Annotated in this window: 12 protein-coding genes; 8 read left to right on the plus strand and 4 right to left on the minus strand. The window is 48.8% G+C overall.

Annotated features, from left to right (window positions below; all coding sequences use genetic code 11):
• The first annotated feature begins 153 nt into the window (after window positions 1-153).
• The 4 genes from AC58QO_RS22785 (at window position 154) to AC58QO_RS22800 (ending at window position 5,254) form a co-directional block, all read left to right on the plus strand.
• Window positions 154-849 (plus strand): hypothetical protein, encoded by a 696-nt coding sequence (locus AC58QO_RS22785; RefSeq protein WP_497269526.1) that lies wholly within the window; start codon window positions 154-156, stop codon window positions 847-849.
• A 122-nt stretch (window positions 850-971) separates the two neighbouring features.
• The gene (locus AC58QO_RS22790; protein WP_497269528.1) at window positions 972-2,258 is read left to right on the plus strand and encodes a hypothetical protein; all 1,287 of its coding nucleotides are present in this window, start codon (window positions 972-974) and stop codon (window positions 2,256-2,258) included.
• A 5-nt stretch (window positions 2,259-2,263) separates the two neighbouring features.
• Window positions 2,264-3,139 carry a sugar phosphate isomerase/epimerase family protein gene (locus AC58QO_RS22795; RefSeq protein WP_497269530.1) on the plus strand — a complete coding sequence of 292 codons (876 nt, stop codon included), beginning with the start codon at window positions 2,264-2,266 and terminating at the stop codon, window positions 3,137-3,139.
• 621 nt (window positions 3,140-3,760) lie between these two features.
• The gene (locus AC58QO_RS22800) at window positions 3,761-5,254 is read left to right on the plus strand and encodes a protein adenylyltransferase SelO (protein ID WP_497269625.1); all 1,494 of its coding nucleotides are present in this window, start codon (window positions 3,761-3,763) and stop codon (window positions 5,252-5,254) included.
• Window positions 5,255-5,305: 51 nt separating this feature from the next.
• Here AC58QO_RS22800 and AC58QO_RS22805 read toward each other — a convergent pair whose 3' ends face one another.
• Both AC58QO_RS22805 and AC58QO_RS22810 read right to left on the minus strand, forming a co-directional pair.
• Window positions 5,306-6,808 (minus strand): glycosyltransferase family 4 protein, encoded by a 1,503-nt coding sequence (locus AC58QO_RS22805; RefSeq protein ID WP_497269532.1) that lies wholly within the window; start codon window positions 6,806-6,808, stop codon window positions 5,306-5,308.
• A gap of 62 nt (window positions 6,809-6,870) precedes the next feature.
• Complete coding sequence (locus tag AC58QO_RS22810; protein ID WP_497269533.1) at window positions 6,871-7,971, minus strand: glycosyltransferase family 4 protein; 1,101 nt, start codon at window positions 7,969-7,971, stop codon at window positions 6,871-6,873.
• A 373-nt stretch (window positions 7,972-8,344) separates the two neighbouring features.
• Between AC58QO_RS22810 and AC58QO_RS22815 the strand changes: the two genes are divergently transcribed.
• Genes AC58QO_RS22815 through AC58QO_RS22830 form a run of 4 tightly spaced genes read left to right on the plus strand, consistent with a single transcriptional unit; the run spans window position 8,345 to window position 12,130 of the window.
• Entirely contained in the window at window positions 8,345-9,361 is a 1,017-nt protein-coding gene (locus AC58QO_RS22815) for a sulfonate ABC transporter substrate-binding protein (protein ID WP_497269535.1), read from the plus strand.
• 38 nt (window positions 9,362-9,399) lie between these two features.
• Window positions 9,400-10,584 (plus strand): FMNH2-dependent alkanesulfonate monooxygenase, encoded by a 1,185-nt coding sequence (gene ssuD / locus AC58QO_RS22820; RefSeq protein ID WP_497269537.1) that lies wholly within the window; start codon window positions 9,400-9,402, stop codon window positions 10,582-10,584.
• A complete protein-coding gene (gene ssuC, locus AC58QO_RS22825) occupies window positions 10,553-11,335 on the plus strand; it encodes an aliphatic sulfonate ABC transporter permease SsuC (RefSeq protein ID WP_497269539.1) in 783 nt (260 codons plus the stop codon). The genes ssuD and ssuC overlap by 32 nt, the downstream gene beginning before the upstream one ends.
• Window positions 11,336-11,350: 15 nt before the next feature.
• Window positions 11,351-12,130 (plus strand): ATP-binding cassette domain-containing protein, encoded by a 780-nt coding sequence (locus AC58QO_RS22830; RefSeq protein WP_497269541.1) that lies wholly within the window; start codon window positions 11,351-11,353, stop codon window positions 12,128-12,130.
• 78 nt (window positions 12,131-12,208) lie between these two features.
• Here the strand turns inward: AC58QO_RS22830 and AC58QO_RS22835 are convergent, their stop codons facing one another.
• Together AC58QO_RS22835 and AC58QO_RS22840 are read right to left on the minus strand one after the other, a co-directional pair.
• Window positions 12,209-13,687 carry an oligosaccharide flippase family protein gene (locus AC58QO_RS22835; RefSeq protein WP_497269543.1) on the minus strand — a complete coding sequence of 493 codons (1,479 nt, stop codon included), beginning with the start codon at window positions 13,685-13,687 and terminating at the stop codon, window positions 12,209-12,211.
• Window positions 13,688-14,178: 491 nt separating this feature from the next.
• Window positions 14,179-17,610: a DUF7948 domain-containing protein gene (locus AC58QO_RS22840; protein ID WP_497269545.1), complete on the minus strand. Its 3,432-nt coding sequence runs from the start codon at window positions 17,608-17,610 to the stop codon at window positions 14,179-14,181.
• Window positions 17,611-17,615 lie beyond the last annotated feature (5 nt).

Here is a 17,615-nt window from a genome sequence, read left to right on the forward strand (position 1 = left end):
GTTCAACAACTAAACTGACGCTTACCTATTTATTAAAAAAATATAAACCATCGAAAAGGTGGCAGCGCTTTCCCTGTTCACGCCCTGCAAACAACCAAATTGTGGTATTATTTTAAAATATAAGCATTTATACCATCATGGAGGTGCATAGGAATGGGTGCAAATAAAATCCCGCAGATACTTTCAGTCATCGTAATAGCAGGTCTAATGACTCTTGCTGTTGTGAATGACGTATCGAGCCGCAAAGTAATGAGTGATCCTTTGCTTCATGTGGATGATAAAACAGACATTTCAACATGGTCAGCATCACCAGAACCGTTATTTGACGATAAAAATAATGTAAAGCTGAAGCCATTTATGGGGCTGATGTCGGGTGCGGTAGCTCTTCAGTACCATGGGCCGCAACAGAAGCTAGCTGTCAGCTTTGATTATTGGCAGGATGGTGTGAAGAAGCATACGTCAGCCGGCATGAGCATGACCATGATGGAGAAGGACAGAGACGAGTCAGGTAATTACCATTTTGAAGGTGATTTTGTCTATTCGTTTAAGGAGCACCAAGATCCTAACGGTGCATTCTATAGCGAGCTGGAATATGCCATTATCGACCATAATGGTTACTATAGTTCGGCAGTCAGAGTCGATAAACCAACGGGACTTGGCATGACGGGTGAAATGAAACTACAACAGAGCGTCAAAGTCCCGCGAAATGAAAGTATCGTAGTATGGGGTTTGCAAGGAACCGATAAACAATCGATGTTGTCGTATTCGACCATAGCTGAAACGCTGAAATCTGCCAATTGGGCTATGGCTGTCCGACTAGGTTTTATCGGATTAAATGAGGAGATGTAATTCTTATAATTATGTATTTTAGTGCAAATTTATATGTGGTTCACTGCATGTATCTGAATAGTAAATAGCACTATGATTAGTTCATGTAAATAAAATAGTGCAAAGATACTGGAGGGCTACTTATGTTGCATCCATTCATGGGAATCAAGGACTGGGATCGTACCGGGATGTCAGTCGAGGAATCCGCAAAAACATTACAACGAATCGCCTATGTAGATCGCCAATTGATGCGGATCGAGGCTGGTCATATGGCGGCTAGACCTGAATATGAAATAAAAGGAGCGCTTGCGCGGCTAAGTTCGCAGGATGCGGAACACCATGATCAATTCCGCAATCGGATTAAGCAGCTGCGCATGAGTACCGTGGCATTCGACAAATGCCCGGACGTGTCGCTAAACGAACTTATGCAAACCGTGTTGAATTCAGCGACGACGTTGTGTTTGTTGACGGCGCTTTTTGAAGTGGTAAAACCAGCGCAAATTGCTGCGATTCATGCCTATCGGGGCAAAGCACAGCCGCTTGTGGATGAGCCAACGCTGCATATTTTGAAGCATCAGCTCATTGATCGCGAGGAGCAAATGGACTGGGGGCGTGAGGCGCTTCAATATTTACTGCAGACCGCATCCGAAGTTGAGAAGGAACAAGCAAGGGGCTGGAGAATGTATGTGGAACAACTCCTTGCAGCAGCCGGCAGTATAACCGGATGGGAAGATCGAGTCCCTGTGGATCCATCTGTTCGAATCATGACGGAGCCATTTGCGATGCCGCAAACGAGCACGCGAGACAGTCGTTTTCAGTCACAGGTTGTGAAAATGCAAGGGTTTGGCATCCCAGATAATGAGGATGGAAGATTCTTGTCGATGATGCTGTCTAGATATTTTGAGATGTCTCCAGCGGAGGGCGTAGCCTATGTCCATTTCACTACCGAAGGAAAGCCATGGCATTTCTATCGCGATACGGCTAGGCATATGTGGGATGAAGTCCGCCATAGCTGGTTTGGTGAGGCTGCGCTTCGGTTGAAGGGGTACGATGTGTATCAATTCCCCAACTGGACGGGTTGGTACGATATGACGGCACAGCTGTTTGAAGGCACCGAAGCCTACTCGCATCTGACGATTGCCATTGAAAAGGCTGCGATGAAATATCCGCCAGGCAAACGCGAAGAGTGGGAGTTCTGCCGAGATATCGCGAAGGATCCGCTCATGACGACGTTTCAGGATTTTGACTGGGCAGATGAAGTTGTACATGCTGGCTTCGGGCAGCGCTGGATGATTGAAGATGTCCATGGCGGAGATGCGCGTGCGGCACAAGAGGAAGCAGCAAGGACAGTGCAGAAACGCGCTGTGTATATGCAGGAACACGGTGATCACGCTAAAAATAAACCGGCCGGAAGCCTGGGAGGATATTAACTAAGATGACGACCAAGTTTGATAACGCACGTATTAATGATGGCTCTAATCGCCCTCCACGGCTGGAAATCCAACAATCCATGTGGGCGATGATGGCGCTAGGGCCAGATGGGACAGAGCTGCCGCTTGAAGCGAAGTTCGAGCGAATTGCGAACGCAGGCTTTAATGGCATTTTAGGAAGAGTACCTGAAGCGCAAGATAGGGAGTTGTGGAAAGGACTGCTGAGCCAATACGGCTTTAGCTTCGGTACGCATTGTTTTCCTTTTAGCGGGAATGACTTGTCTCAACATATGAAGCATGCAAAAGATATCGATATGCTGTATGTGAATGCGCAGGTGGCAGATTCGTTTACTGTGGGGGACGAGGCCATTGGGCTCCTGGCTGAGCTAGGTGCTGTGACGATTGAACAACGAATTCCTTTTTATGTAGAGACGCATCGGGGCAAAATAACACAGGATTTGATCCGCACCGTACAATACGCGCAAGCGCTGCCGGATTTGCGCTTTACACTAGATATCTCCCACTATGTGCTGGCAGGAGAAATGACGGAGAGACAAGAAAAAGCAGAGCTTTTACTCGACATGGTGCTGCAGCGCACGTCTGTCATTCATAGCCGAATTTCCTCAGGTGAGCAAATTCAAGTGAGTGTTGGCTACTCCGATGCGATGCTGGAGCGCTTTGAGCAATGGTGGACGCAAGCGATGCGCTATTGGCTGCAGGGAGCTAAGCCGGGCGATGTGCTGCCTTTTGTGTGCGAGCTTGGACCTGCGCCATATTCGCTCATTGGGGCGGATGGCAAAGAAATCTCCAACCGCTGGGAGCAGGCGTTGTTGCTGAAAAGCATCGCGGAAGCTTGCTGGAAACGAGCCTCTGGCGCGTAGGGATAAAGGTTGAACGAGGAGCGATCCTTGTTCAACCTTTTGACATTTAGTTAGTCGATAAAATCGGATGAAATTGACTAACCGCTCGGGAATCGGCCATAACTAACTCGAAATTTGAGATTGTCAATTAATTAAGTGGCGGCAGCTCTAGCGCACAATTTTTGTGCGCAAGCATGGGATGATTGTCGCGAAGGCAGCCCTAGCGCACAATTTTTGTGCGCAAGCATGGGATGACTGTCGCGAAGGCAGCCCTAGCGCACAATTTTTGTGCGCAAGCATGGGATGACTGTCGTGTGGGCAGCTCTAGCGCACAATTTTTGTGCGCAAGAATGGGATGACTGTCGTGTAGGCAGCATTAGCGCACAATTTTTGTGCGCAAGCATGGGATGACTGTCGTGTATGCAAGCAAATTAACTAAACGATAGCCTCACTTTTCGGGTTACAGTATTCTTTTATCCTCTGCAGGGTGTTCTAACTCGACTAATTTGTTTGCAAGAGAGCCACTTGTCAGTTTCTTTCTAGTGAGATGGATAAGGTGTCATCTGCGCAGAAAGGGTATAATATAGGAGTAGGAAGTAAATGACAAGTGAAACGCGATTTTTGAAAGAAAGAGGAGCTACAATGACAGATAACCAAGCTAGTACACATACAGGATGGAACTTTGACAACAGTTATGCGAGTTTGCCGCAATCTTTTTTTACAAAGCTGAACCCAACGCCAGGGAGCTCACCGAAGTTGGTTGTTCTGAATGCTCCACTGGCAGCAACCCTAGGGCTAAACGCCGAAGCGCTGCAAAGCAAAGAGGGCGTGGCTACCCTTGCAGGCAACCATATTCCCGAAGGCGCGGTACCGCTGGCGCAAGCTTATGCGGCGCATCAATTCGGGCATTTTAACATGCTCGGGGATGGTCGGGCTATCTTGCTGGGTGAACAGATCACGCCGTCCGGGGAGCGCGTAGATATTCAGCTCAAAGGCTCCGGCAGAACGCCGTATTCCCGTCGCGGCGATGGTCGTGCCGCCCTTGGACCGATGCTGCGTGAATATATCATCAGCGAAGCGATGGTCGGGCTTGGCATTCCTACGACGCGCAGCCTAGCGGTTGTCACCACGGGGGATGTGATTTACCGTGAAACTGAGCTAGCTGGTGCAGTTCTGACTCGTGTAGCTGCTAGTCATATCCGCGTGGGTACCTTTCAGTATGCTGCGCAATATGGCACCGCAGAGGATTTACAAGCCCTAGCGGATTACACCATGCAAAGGCATTATTCTGAAGCTGCCGCGCAAGCGCAGGGTGACCCAAGTGCGAACCGCTATCTCCACTTCCTTCAGGAAGTGATCAAGCGTCAAGCGGATCTAATTGCCAAATGGCAGCTCGTTGGCTTTATCCATGGCGTCATGAATACCGACAACATGGCGATCAGCGGGGAAACCATTGACTATGGTCCATGCGCCTTCATGGATGCTTACGATCCAGCAACCGTGTTCAGTTCCATCGATACTCATGGTCGCTACGCGTATGGGAATCAGCCGCGCATCGCTGTGTGGAATTTGGCGCGATTTGCTGAGACGCTATTGCCGCTGCTGCATGCCGAGGAAGAGCAAGCAATCAAGCTGGCTGAAGGTGCCTTATCCGGGTTTTCAACGAGATATCACCAAACATGGCTCTTGGGAATGAGAGCGAAGTTAGGGATCTTTGGCGAAGAGGAAGCGGATACTACGCTGATTCAAGAACTGCTTAGCCTGATGGAGAAGAACAATGCAGACTATACGAATACGTTTGTAGCTTTAACTTTTGATAAGCAAGAAGACGCAGGTCTGTTTGGCACGCCGGAATTTGTAACATGGCGGGAGCAATGGCAGGCGCGTCTGGGCAGGCAGCAAGAAGACCACGCTGCTTCGCAGCAGTTGATGCGCACCAGCAATCCAGCTGTCATTCCGCGCAACCACAGAGTGGAAGAAGCGCTTGAAGAAGCTGTTGAACATGGCGACATAAGCGTGATGGAGCGACTGCTCGCTGTGCTGGCGAACCCTTTCGCGCACAACGATGATCAGGCGGAGTACGCGGCGTTGCCTGCGCCGTCTGCCTGTGCATATCAAACTTATTGCGGGACGTGAACGGAAAAGGAGCTAAGAGGCGTGCTGCGCTTAGCTCCTTTGTTTTTGCAATTACTTTCGATTTTTGTGCATTTTGGATTTAGCGGACTTAAATTTAGTTGTCTTTCGGATTGTTCTCGTTTTCTTTCTTTTGTTGCGGGCTTTTACGACTTTGCGTCCCATCTGCTTCCGTACAAGCTTTCGTTTTTTGCGCGATGGTGTGGACCGCTTTTTAAAACGAATCAATTTCCTCTTTCTTCTCGTTCTCTTTTTTGGCAGCAATTTGGCCCTTTTAGATGGAATGCTCCGGCCTCGACTCTGGTGAGGTTCCGTAGATACGACTCCACCAATTGCGGAATGAGGAGGGCTGGCGGGAGTTGATTCAACAGAACGGGGATGATCGACATAGAATTCAGCGGGAATGTTTTCCTCTCTCCCATCCGTTGCTGTCAATTCGAATAGGCCGATCGCTCCTTCATCGGCTGCCATAATCTGTTGGCATACATGATAAGTATGCTCCGCTACCCTGTTCCATTGAAACTGTTTAGCTCTATTCAAACCGCTGGTTTTAAGTTTTCCTCTCAAAGAATCATCAAACAAAAGCTTGTTCAATCCTTCGGTTATATGGTTAATGTTGTAAGCATCCACGAATACGACTGCGTCGCCCCCTACTTCAGGCATACTCGTCTCCGTAGAAGTAAGCACTGGAGTACCGCACTGCATTGCCTCTAATACGGGAAGACCAAAACCCTCATAGAGCGTCGGCATTGCTACGGCTTTAGCCCCGTTATACAGCCGCAGGACTTGCGATTTGGATATTCTGCCCGTAAAGCGGATCCGGCTCCCCGGAATTCCGCCTTCCTCAGCTAAATTCCGCAGGTGTTGGCATAAAGCTTCTTTAGGGGTGTCATTGGCAAAAACAATCTGCCAGGGTTCCTCTTTTTCTCTCACAGCCCGCGCAAACGAACTAACTAGCCTTTCCCCGTTTTTTCGGAAATCACTCGGAGTAAAGGCGAGAATATAGGGTGCATGTATGTCAAATACATGGGAGAATCCCCCAAGGTCAACATGATTCAGGGGGAAGAACGAGTTGTCGCACCCTCCGGAAATATTCGTCATTTTTATCGAAGGAAAGCCAAGTTGAACTAGATCCTGACGGGAATACTCCGAATTTGTAAACACATGATACATCTGCTGGAGCATGGTTAATTTCTGCTTGTAAAATGAACGGGCTTCTGCCGTAGGAAGATAAAAATCTCGGTATACCCACGGAATGATATCGTGCACTAGAGCTGTCCACCGAACCTTAGGCAACTCCCCGCTCCCAAACACATCCGGGAATGGAACCATCATAGGATTCGGGAAGTGAAAAAAATCCAGATTATTCATTGAAATAAATTGGGATAGTTGTTCCACATAACGCTCCCGGGTCATATTTCGGAAATCAGGCTGGAACATGAATAATTCAACATCAGGCAATTGTGCCAGATGTGTCATATGCCCAAAGGAATAATTTCCGATGCCGTGAAACGCACAATCATCCTGGGCGTACATCATATCTACGCCAATCCTCATTCACAATCACCTCGATTCAACATTATTGTTCTGCTGCGGATATTTTTTCTCATGATTGGTAATCAGGCTCTGGCAATTTGCTCTAAAGCATCAATAAAGGCATAGGCGGTACGGTTCCAATTCCAATACTTAGCTATTTCCCTTGCTTGTTTTCCCTTGTTTTTCGCTTCCTGCCGACGTACATAGACCCTGCGCATTAAGTTCTGCAGCGCGCCTTGATCAGGTTCTGCCCAAAATTGATCCTCACCGTACAAATTTGTATAATGCACATTTCCAGCAGGAACTAGCTTGTAGGGAAGTAGATAGCCGCTGTCGGGGCTCAAAAAGTCAACGAGACCGCTCCAGCCGGTAGCAATTACGGGGACACCGCTAGACATGCTTTCTAATACTGGCAATCCAACCCCTTCTCCACGGGTGGGTAGCACAAAGCAATCTGCTCCACGATACATGGCTGCCGTTTCATTTGGAGTCATGACGCGGGTCACAATGTTTAATTTGGGAAGCCGTGACTTTGTGATGGATTGGATGATGGATTCGTAACTATCCTGGTCGGGTTTTTGCTGAATATCCATTCCGTGTGTTTTAATAACTAGCGCTACTGGTTCATCTGCTTCAAATTCCTCCAGGAAAGCTTTAATCAGGACGTCGGGCCCTTTTCTATATGACCAGCCGAAAACAGATAGGAATAAGAATGTATTGTCGCTCTCTCCGAATCTTTCCTTTATGCCTTCCGACGTGTATAGATTGGAATCTACACCATAAGGGGCAATGTAAAGCGGGGTACGGACTCCTGCATCCCAGAAAGCTTGCCGGTTAAATGAATTGGGTAATATGATAGCATCGAATTGATGGCAGTTGTTTGCCATAGGAGCGGGAGCTTTATTCGTTTCCCACATGGAACAATTGACAATCTTCCGGTAAAACCTACGATCCTCTTCTGTCAAATCGGTTCCAACTTTTAACAAAATTTTGTCGTCCTGGTAAGGTTTGTTTTCCAATTGCTGCAGCCGAGCTTCCATAGTAGGATCTAAAAATTCGTCTCTTCTGCCCATCGCTTCCAGCTTAATATCCGCACCTGCTTGATCCATAGCCAATGCGATTTGCCGGGCACTATTCCCATATCCGGTAGCTTCATAGAAAACATGTCGAATTACGATCTGCACATAAATCCTCCATTTCTATATAAATCGTTAATGAAGTTTGATCGACTTCAAGGTCTATATAGACTATGTTAGAAAGCGGAATCGGTATGGTCAGGCATCCATATTGCCGCCCAAGCTGAAACGCGATCTCCGGCTGAGGCAAAGATATGCTTCGATCCTCACATAGGAGTGGCAGAATATTTTTCAAGAAAAACTATTGACGTATCAGATAAATGTTGGTAAATTAAAACCAAGTAATCATATCAGAATAATAATGTATCGACCGGACCACCGGAGACACAAGCCGAACTTCCAATTTGGGAGAGCTGTGTCTCTTTTTTGTTTCCTTTCGGTGAGAGCTGACAAAACAATCATAAATAAGGGGGGCTTTATCATGACAAAAAATCTATTCATGACTTTCGTTTTATCCACTGTACTAGTATCGGTGCTGAGTGGTTGCGGAGCTGCTTCCAAGTCGACATCAGGCGCAGCCGATACGAAGGAGCCTGCGACAACGGCGAAAGCCGATGAGGGTAAAGGGAAAAGCACAACGCTTCGCATCGGTTATCAGAAATACGGCACGGTGAATTTCCTGAAAGCGAACGGGGAACTAGATAAAGTACTGAAAGAAAAGGGCATCACCATTCAATGGACCGAGTTTCCAGGAGGCCCTCAGCTGCTTGAAGCCATGAATGTTGGCAGCATCGATGTGGGGCACACGGGTGAAGCACCGCCGATTTTTGCACAGGCCGCAGGGACACCGCTCGTTTACTTAGGGCATGAACCGGCTAGCCCTGCTAGTGAAGCGATCCTTATCCCGGAGAAGTCGGAGATTAAATCGGTTGCCGAGCTGAAAGGAAAGAAGGTTGCCTTGAATAAGGGCTCCAATGTGCACTATTTATTAGTGAAGCAGCTTGAAAAGGCCGGCCTGAAATATGAGGATATTCAAGTGGTATTTCTTCCTCCGGCAGATGCTAGAGCAGCCTTTGAGAAAGGCAGCATTGATGCCTGGGTGATCTGGGATCCCTTCTTCTCAGCAGCAGAGACTTCTGCAAAAGCCAAAATTTTGGCAGATGGCAAAGACACCGTTGCCAACCATGAATTTTATCTAGCTACCCGATCCTATGCAGAGAATAATAAAGAAACGATCAAAACACTATTGGATCAATTAGCCAAAGTAGATACGTGGTCGAAAGATCATCCAAAAGAGCTTGCCGCGACGTTGTCTCCGCAGTTAGGTATTGATGTTCCTTCTTTGGAGAGCGCGGCAAAACGCAGAACATACGGTATTCAGCCGATTGACGATACTTTGATTAATGAACAACAGAAAATTGCCGATACCTTTTTCAAATTAGGCCTGATTCCGAAAGAAATTAAAGTCAAAGAAGCCGTATTGCCAGCTACGAAATAGGTTCGAGCTACTCATATTGACTAAGGGAGACGATGAAGATGGAAGTATTCTGGTTTATTCCGACACACGGAGACAGCAGATACATTGGAACAACGAAAGGGGCGCGCGCAGTAGATTACGGCTACATGAAGCAGATTGCGCAGGCGGCAGATCAGCTAGGCTTTGAAGGCGTACTACTGCCGACGGGTAGATCGTGCGAGGATGCATGGGTTGTGGCATCTTCCTTAATTCCTGTGACAGAGCGGCTGAAGTTCCTAGTCGCGGTCAGACCGGGCCTAATGTCGCCGACCCTTTCGGCCAGAATGGCTTCCACCTTCGATCGCTTATCGAATGGGCGTTTGCTGATCAACGTCGTCACAGGCGGTGATGCGAAGGAGCTTGAAGCCGAGGGACTCTTCTTGGAGCATGATGCCCGCTATGAATTGACCGACGAATTCCTGCATATCTGGCGTAGAGAACTGGCTGGTGAACAAGTCGATTTCACAGGTGAGCATCTGAAAGTGAAAGGTGGGAAAATCGTCTATCCGCCGATCCAAGCACCATATCCGCCTCTCTATTTCGGTGGATCCTCGCCAGCGGGAATCGAGGTAGCAGCGGAACATGTCGATGTGTACTTGACGTGGGGAGAGCCTCCAGCTCAAGTTGCGGAGAAAATCAAAATCGTTCGCGAAGCTGCTGCAAAGCAAGGCCGAACCGTAAAATTCGGCATTCGCCTGCATGTCATCGTACGCGAAACCTCAGAAGAAGCTTGGGCAGATGCGAATCGGTTAATTTCTCATCTAGACGATGAGACGATTGCTTCTGCACAGAAAATATTTGCAAGCATGGACTCTGTCGGCCAACGCCGCATGGCAGAACTGCACAAGGGCGATCGGACCCAATTAGAAATTAGCCCTAATCTGTGGGCAGGTATCGGGCTTGTTCGCGGAGGCGCAGGGACGGCCTTGGTAGGTGATCCAGAGACGGTTGCCGCACGTATGAAGGAGTATGCAGAGCTTGGTATCGAAACCTTCATCTTCTCCGGCTATCCGCACTTGGAGGAAGCTTATCGGACAGCGGAGCTGCTTTTCCCGCATCTGCCTTTGAAAGCAAACGAGAAGCGAACGAACACATCGGCTAACTACGTAAGTCCGTTTGGAGAGCTTATTGCCAATACAGAGCTGCCGAAGCCAGCGAAGGGGGTTCGCTCCGATGCCAACCAACCTGTCAAAGTCTCTGGGTAAACAGCTGCTCCCCTGGGCGCTTCCAATATTTCTAATTGTGCTATGGCAGTTATTGGGGCAGTTTGGGGTGATTTCCACTAGAATCCTATCTACACCATCAGCTGTATTCGCAGCGGGAGTTCATTTGGCAGAAAAAGGGACCTTATTCACGTATATCGGTGCCAGCTCCAAACGAGCTTTCATCGGTTTTGCTATCGGAGGCAGTATCGGATTCATCTTGGGCTTGATTAATGGACTCTTTCCGATCCTTGAAAAGTTGACAGACACATCCGTACAAATGCTGCGGAATATTCCGCATCTGGCGATGATTCCATTGGTCATCCTCTGGTTTGGGATCGGTGAAGAAGGCAAGCTCTTCTTAGTCGCGTTGGGTGTGTTTTTCCCGATTTATTTAAATACCTTCCATGGTATTCGATCCGTTGATCCGGGTTTAATCGAAATGGGTCGTGTTTACGGGCTCCGCCATATTCATCTCTTTCGTAAAATCATTATTCCCGGCGCGCTGCCCTCGATTTTGGTCGGCGTCCGGTTCTCATTAGGTATTATGTGGATAACTTTGATCGTGGCAGAAACGATTTCATCCAGCTCCGGAATTGGTTATATGGCGATGAACGCTAGGGAATTTTTGCAAATGGATGTCGTTATTCTGAGTATCATTGTCTATGCTTTGCTCGGTAAAATATCCGACTATATGGCCAAGATATTGGAACGCGCGTGGCTCCAGTGGCATCCGAATTTCTTGAAATCATAAAGGAGAGTGGGCACGATGGCGGAAAGTAAGGGCATTCGCTTGCAAGTGAAGCAGGCTGCTAAGTACTTTGGACAAAAGCAAGTGCTGCAGGGCGTGGAGCTTGATGCAGCGCCTGGCGAGTTTATTGCGATTGTCGGGCGCAGCGGCTGTGGCAAAAGCACATTGCTGCGCTTAATTGCCGGACTTGATAAGCCCTCAAGCGGGCAAATCGAAGTCGACGGCCAGCAGCTGAAAGGCATCCATTCCGATACGCGTGTGTTGTTTCAGGATGCTCGTTTACTGCCGTGGAATCGCGTGCTCGCGAATGTTCAGGTTGGTGTGAGAGATGGCTCGCGCGAGAGAGCGGAGCAGGTTCTTGCGCAAGTGGGGCTGTCCGACAGAACGAATGAATGGCCAGGTGTGTTGTCTGGAGGACAACGCCAACGCGTTGCATTAGCCCGCGCCTTGGCTGGGCAGCCTCGTCTGCTGCTGCTGGATGAGCCGCTTGGCGCGCTCGACGCGCTGACTCGCATCGAGATGCAGCAGCTGATTGAACGGCTTTGGTATCAGCAGAAGTTTACAGCTTTGCTCGTCACGCATGATGTCTCGGAAGCCGTTCAGCTCGCTGATCGCGTCATCTTAATCGAAGAAGGGCAGATTGCCCTCGATGTAAAAATAACGCTGCCACGCCCTCGCGTACGGGACAGCGGGTTCGCTTATTTTGAACAATTGATTCTGGATCGGATATTGGTGAAGGAGCAGAATCCTGCCCTGGCCGACATCACAGCGAACACCAAATATGCGTATTCCATCTAATGGGAGCATGTTTGTCAGATACAAAAAAGCACTTCAAGGCAGTAAGATTGCCTTAGAAGTGCTTTTTCTGCTTCCTGCCTACAATTGGCGGGCTTCTGAAATAAGAACGTCAGTTCTGCTTCGTTTTTCAATTACAATCGTTAGAATGAGTAGACCTAGTATACCTGCCCCGATGAAAACGGGATACCACGCTTTGGCAAACACGCCTAGTTCCATGACGGCCATCATCCCTATTGTGGGAAGAAGTGGCTGACCATAAGCCTTCCACCAATCAAGCGGAAACTTTTCATAGTAGAAAAATCCAATCATCGCAATTGCGGAGACAGCCCAACCGCCCGTATAAATCCATACGGCCAAGACGGGGCTTTTAGCCGCAATGAAAGGTACGATCGCAACAACGAAAATGCCGGCCACGATCATGACCCAGAAGTTGGCCTTCGTTTTTCCGATTCCAGCAAGAATACTCCCGCCAAGCCGACCTACGGAGGAAAATAAAACGCCTAAAGCCATTAATCGAATATACGCTGCGGAGTCCCCGGTATTGAAGCTCTCCCCGAATAGAAAACCGTTGATTTGATCTGGAAATAGACAGATGAGCGCTGTCAGCGGGTACAGGAAAATATTATTATACCGAATACAGCTCGTCCCACGGTGCTTGCTCTCTTTTATATCCTGCGAGCTTTCAGCTACGAATGGGAATGTGACAATCATGAACGCCCACGTAATGATGCCGATAAATCCAGTTATCCGAAACCCATTGGATAAATAACCGACGGCTACAACTGAACTGGAACCAACCATCATGACTAGAAAAGGCTGTTGAAACGCTTTGGCAATATTTCCAGCCCAGGAGGGAAGGCCATATGCCATCATCGTCCGCACCTCTTGCATAGGGATGCCCCCGAGCCATTTTGGCTTATGCACACGTTCAACTTTCCAAGCAATAAAAAGAGCAGTCAGGATCGCTCCTACGCTCATCCATACCGATATATTTGCTAAGAGGCTTAATTGGCCGATTGGCCATAAGACGCCTAGTACCGTACCCGAGGTAGCAAGGGTTGTGGTGATGACCATGAAGAAGGCTTGAACGCCGAAATCACGATTGCCAGAAAAGGACGCAACGCCTATGTTGATGATCGAGTTGAACATGAACATGATCGAGCTTAGGATCAGGGCTCCTTTAAGCTCAGGTAATTGATAAAAACTGGCTAGGACTGGAGCTAGTAGAGCTACGATTAGTCCGAAGATGATTCCGAATAGTGAGCTTCCGAACAAAGCAACGCGGAAATTCGTTTGAACCGCTTGCACCGGTTTTCTTGAAAACGTATAAATCAAGGAGGAGTTGAAACCCACATTGAGAAATAAGGAGGCCATACCGAAAATTTGCAGCAACAGATTCACTTGACCGAATTTGGTGGGATCGTCCAAAACACGAGCTAGAACGATGCTTCCCCCTGTTTGCAGCAATTGATTGATGAAAAGACCGAGCACAATGATGGACACATTCCGAAGTAAAAAACGCTGTGTATCCGTTAATATGGCACTCCGATTCAGCATGGGGATAGCCCCTTTTCCATTTTAGTTGTCTTTTACTCATTATCCAAAGAGTAGCAGACCCCTACGGTGTTGACAACCGAAGAAATGGAAGATAAACGGAGATAAATGGAGATATTCGAAGGTTATATATCGCCTCGATTTGGTGAAAGAGAAATACAAGGATTGCAAATCCCTGAGTCTGGTAAATTCAGGAACCGCCAGTTGACATTATTCACATGGATACCTATGGATCACCGAAAATAGCCATTTCAAAGCTAACTAACGAGGATAAGATTGTCAGGCTGGATGAACAAAACACTGGTCTTGACGATTCCTCATCTTTCTATTTGGACATTAGTGGTTGTAGAGCTTGTAAAATAAAAGAACGCACATCAAAAAGCACTTCGAGGCGGTACTTCTGCCATAGAAGTGCTTTTTATGTTTCTTACCTTACATTTGACTGACTTCTGAAGCGTGAACTTCGGGCCCAGTTTTAGGACGCTTTTCAATCATTAAAATCTACCTTTTGCTGGACGAGGCTTATTCCGTAACTTAAATAAATGAGTTTGCAGGGAAACAACGAGTTTTAATATTATTTTTGCTTTATTGGGAGTGATTTCTCCTTTTTTCAATAGGGCATCTATTTGCTGAGTTAAACTATGAATAGTAATGATTGCACTTCTATATTTACAGTATGCAATTTGATGGGTTAGCTTGATCATGCAATTCAGTAAGGTGAAAGATTTCTTTGTCAACTTGAATTTTTCGAGCAAATTACGCAACTGGGTGACTTGCTTTAATGCATTGTAATTCTTTCTCTTCTTGAGCTTTCGTTTGTAGGGTTTTATGATCTGAATGACCTTGATAATTTTAATTACTTTTCCGTCTTTACCTCGAGGTCCTCTCGGTCCGATTGACCCAGTCATCCCGGTCGATCCGGTCGGCCCCGTCGATCCCGTCGGTCCAGTCGGCCCGGTCGGCCCAGTCGGCCCGGTCGCCCCGGTCGTCCCAATCGATCCTTTTGTCCCAGTCGCCCCGGTCGGTCCAGTCACCCCAGTCGTCCCCGTCGGTCCAGTCGCTCCAGTCGTCCCGGTTGCGCCGGTCGATCCTGTCTCTCCGGTCGCCCCAATCGTACCGGTCGGTCCCGTCGGTCCGGTTGCCCCGGACGCCCCAATCGTACCGGCTGGTCCCGTCGGTCCGGTCGCCCCGGACGCCCCAATCGTACCGGTCGGTCCCGTCGGTCCGGTCGCCCCGGACGCCCCAATCGTACCGGCCGGTCCCGTCGGTCCGGTCGCCCCGGACGCCCCAATCGTACCGGTCGGTCCCGTCGGTCCGGTCGTACCGGTCGCCCCGGTCGATCCTGTCTCTCCGGTCGCCCCGGTCACCCCGGTCGCCCCGGTCGCCCCGGTCGCTCCAGTCGGTCCGGTCGCCCCAGTCGTCCCAGTTGGTCCGGTTGCCCCGGACGCCCCAATCGTACTAGTCGGTCCAGTCGGTCCGGTCGGCCCCATCGCCCCAATCGCCCCCGTCGCCCCCGTCGCCCCGGTCGGTCCGGTCGCCCCAGTCGCCCCCGTCGCCCCGGTCGGTCCGGTCGCCCCAGTCGCCCCAGTCGATCCTGTCTCTCCAGTCGCCCCAGTCGCCCCAGTCGCCCCAGTCGCCCCGGTCGGTCCGGTCGCCCCAGTCGCTCCAGTCGGTCCCGTCGGTCCAGTCTCTCCGGTCGTCCCCGCCGGTCCAGTCGCCCCAGTCGGTCCTGTCGGTCCGGTCGCCCCGGTCGATCCTGTCTCTCCGGTCGCCCCGGTCGATCCTGTCCCTCCAGTCGCTCCAGTCGCCCCAGTCGGCCCTGCTGGTCCAGTCGGCCCCGTCGGTCCAATTGTAGAATCAAGAATTTTCGCAACAAAAGCATCAGGTGCCGCGCTTAGCGACGGTTGATATGGATTTACTACAGGGAAGTCCGTGGAATACGTAATACCAGTAACATACGCACTTCCGAACAAGTCCGCTGCGATAGCCCACCCTTCTTCAAAGTCAGTTCCTCCCAAATAGGTAGAGTAAATAAAGGTTCCGCTTGCACTGAGCTTCGTCACAAATGCATCATAGTTACCAGCAAGAGTCGCTTGAATGGGGTTTACAACTGGGAAGTCCGTTGAGATTGTACGTCCAGTAATATACGCATTTCCAACAGTGTCTGTCGATATAGCCCAACACAAATCTAGATCTAAACCGCCTAAATACGTAGAGAAAACGAAAGCGGTGCCCGCAGCATTAATTTTGGTTACAAATGCATCATAATCTCCGGCATTTGCAGGTTGGACGGCATTAAATGTTGGAAAGTCAGTGGAGAAAGTATTACCGCCAATATAAACATTGCCAAGCCCGTCTACAGCGACGCCGTACCCTTCCTCATAACTGCTCCCGCCTAAATAAGTAGAGTAGACGAGGTTACCTAACGCATTGAACTTGGCTACAAATGCATCAGAGCTTCCAGCGAAAGCAGGTTGGAGGGCATTCAGTATAGGAAGATTGTCACCAGTAACGCCAGTAATATATGCGTTACCTGATGCATCTACAGCGATACCAAATCCAAGGGTATAAGTGTTTCCACCAAAATAAGTCGAATAAATCAGAGAACTACCAATTGGGTTAATTTTGGTTACGAAAGCATTAGCGCTACCTGCGAGTCCTGCTTGGAATGGAGTTTGCAACGGAAAGTCAGTGGAGTAAGTGTAGCCGGAAATGTACGCATTACCCCCTAAATCAGCAGCGATTCCGTATCCTAAATCATAGGAATTTCCCCCTAGATAGGTTGAGTATATGAGCGCGTTGCCAGCTGGACTCAGCTTCGTGACGAATACATTTGGTGTAAAAGAAGGTGGAGTAGGTTGATAGGCATTTAAAATTGGAAAATCTAGGGAATAAGTATAACCTGTCACATAAGCGTTTCCTGTAGAATCAACCGCAATATCACGACTTTCGTCGTAATCACTTCCGCCAAAATAGGTTGAATAAATCAGCGTGTTACCCGTCGGACTCAGCTTCGTGATAAAGACATCGCCATTACCTGTTATAGAAGGTAGAATAGGTCCCTGTAGAGGAAAATTTGTTGAATAAGTTACCCCCGTAACGTAAGCACTTCCACTAGCATCTACGGTAATCCCATAGCCAATATCAAAACTATTCCCGCCTAAATAAGTCGAATATATCAATACGGGATCAATCACGAGGGGAGCCGACGTAGTGTATCCCTCTGTAATCTCGAATCCGACCCGGTTCGCCTCTCGCAGCACGTAGCCGCCGTCAACTTTCTTCTTCTCTCCATGATCCTCTTGGTACATGAAAGGCAATCGCAGCATGATGGGATGCTCGTTGGTCGTAATAATCAGGTTGCCTTCCTGGTCGATGTCTACATGATCGGCACCTTCGAACTCCAGTAAAATATCAGTTGGATTCGCGTGAGATCCTACGATGAAGTCGAACTCCAACTGGCGCTCGTTTCCGTAGAACACCATGTCGATGCCGGTATATAGCTCGGTATACTTCACCTTACCAAAGGTAGGCACATCGGTATGCCAATCGGAAGGGTCATGTCCTTGGAAATAGTGCTTCTTGCCGTCCCAAACTTCCAAACCGTCGATAACCGGATCACTCTTAGCACCGACGAACAATAACCGGTGACCCCAAGTTTCCCATTGCTTAGGTAAAGTTCTCTTCTCATGCGGCATTAATGCCAATGTGCTCCTTGCATCCATAAGGTCTGTTTGATCACGCTCAACCTCCTTTCCAAACATCATAGCGATGTGTGAAGGCGTGAAAAAGAACGTCGATCCGTGACCTCTCATGAGGTACGCGACTTGTGAATCAGTCTGACCCATATTTAGTTCGAAATGAATAGGAAGAGAACCATAAACTTGGGGCATACGGGGGTGACCAGGTGTTAATTCTTCGGTCATGGCTA

This window comes from Paenibacillus sp. J31R30 (assembly GCF_059692115.1).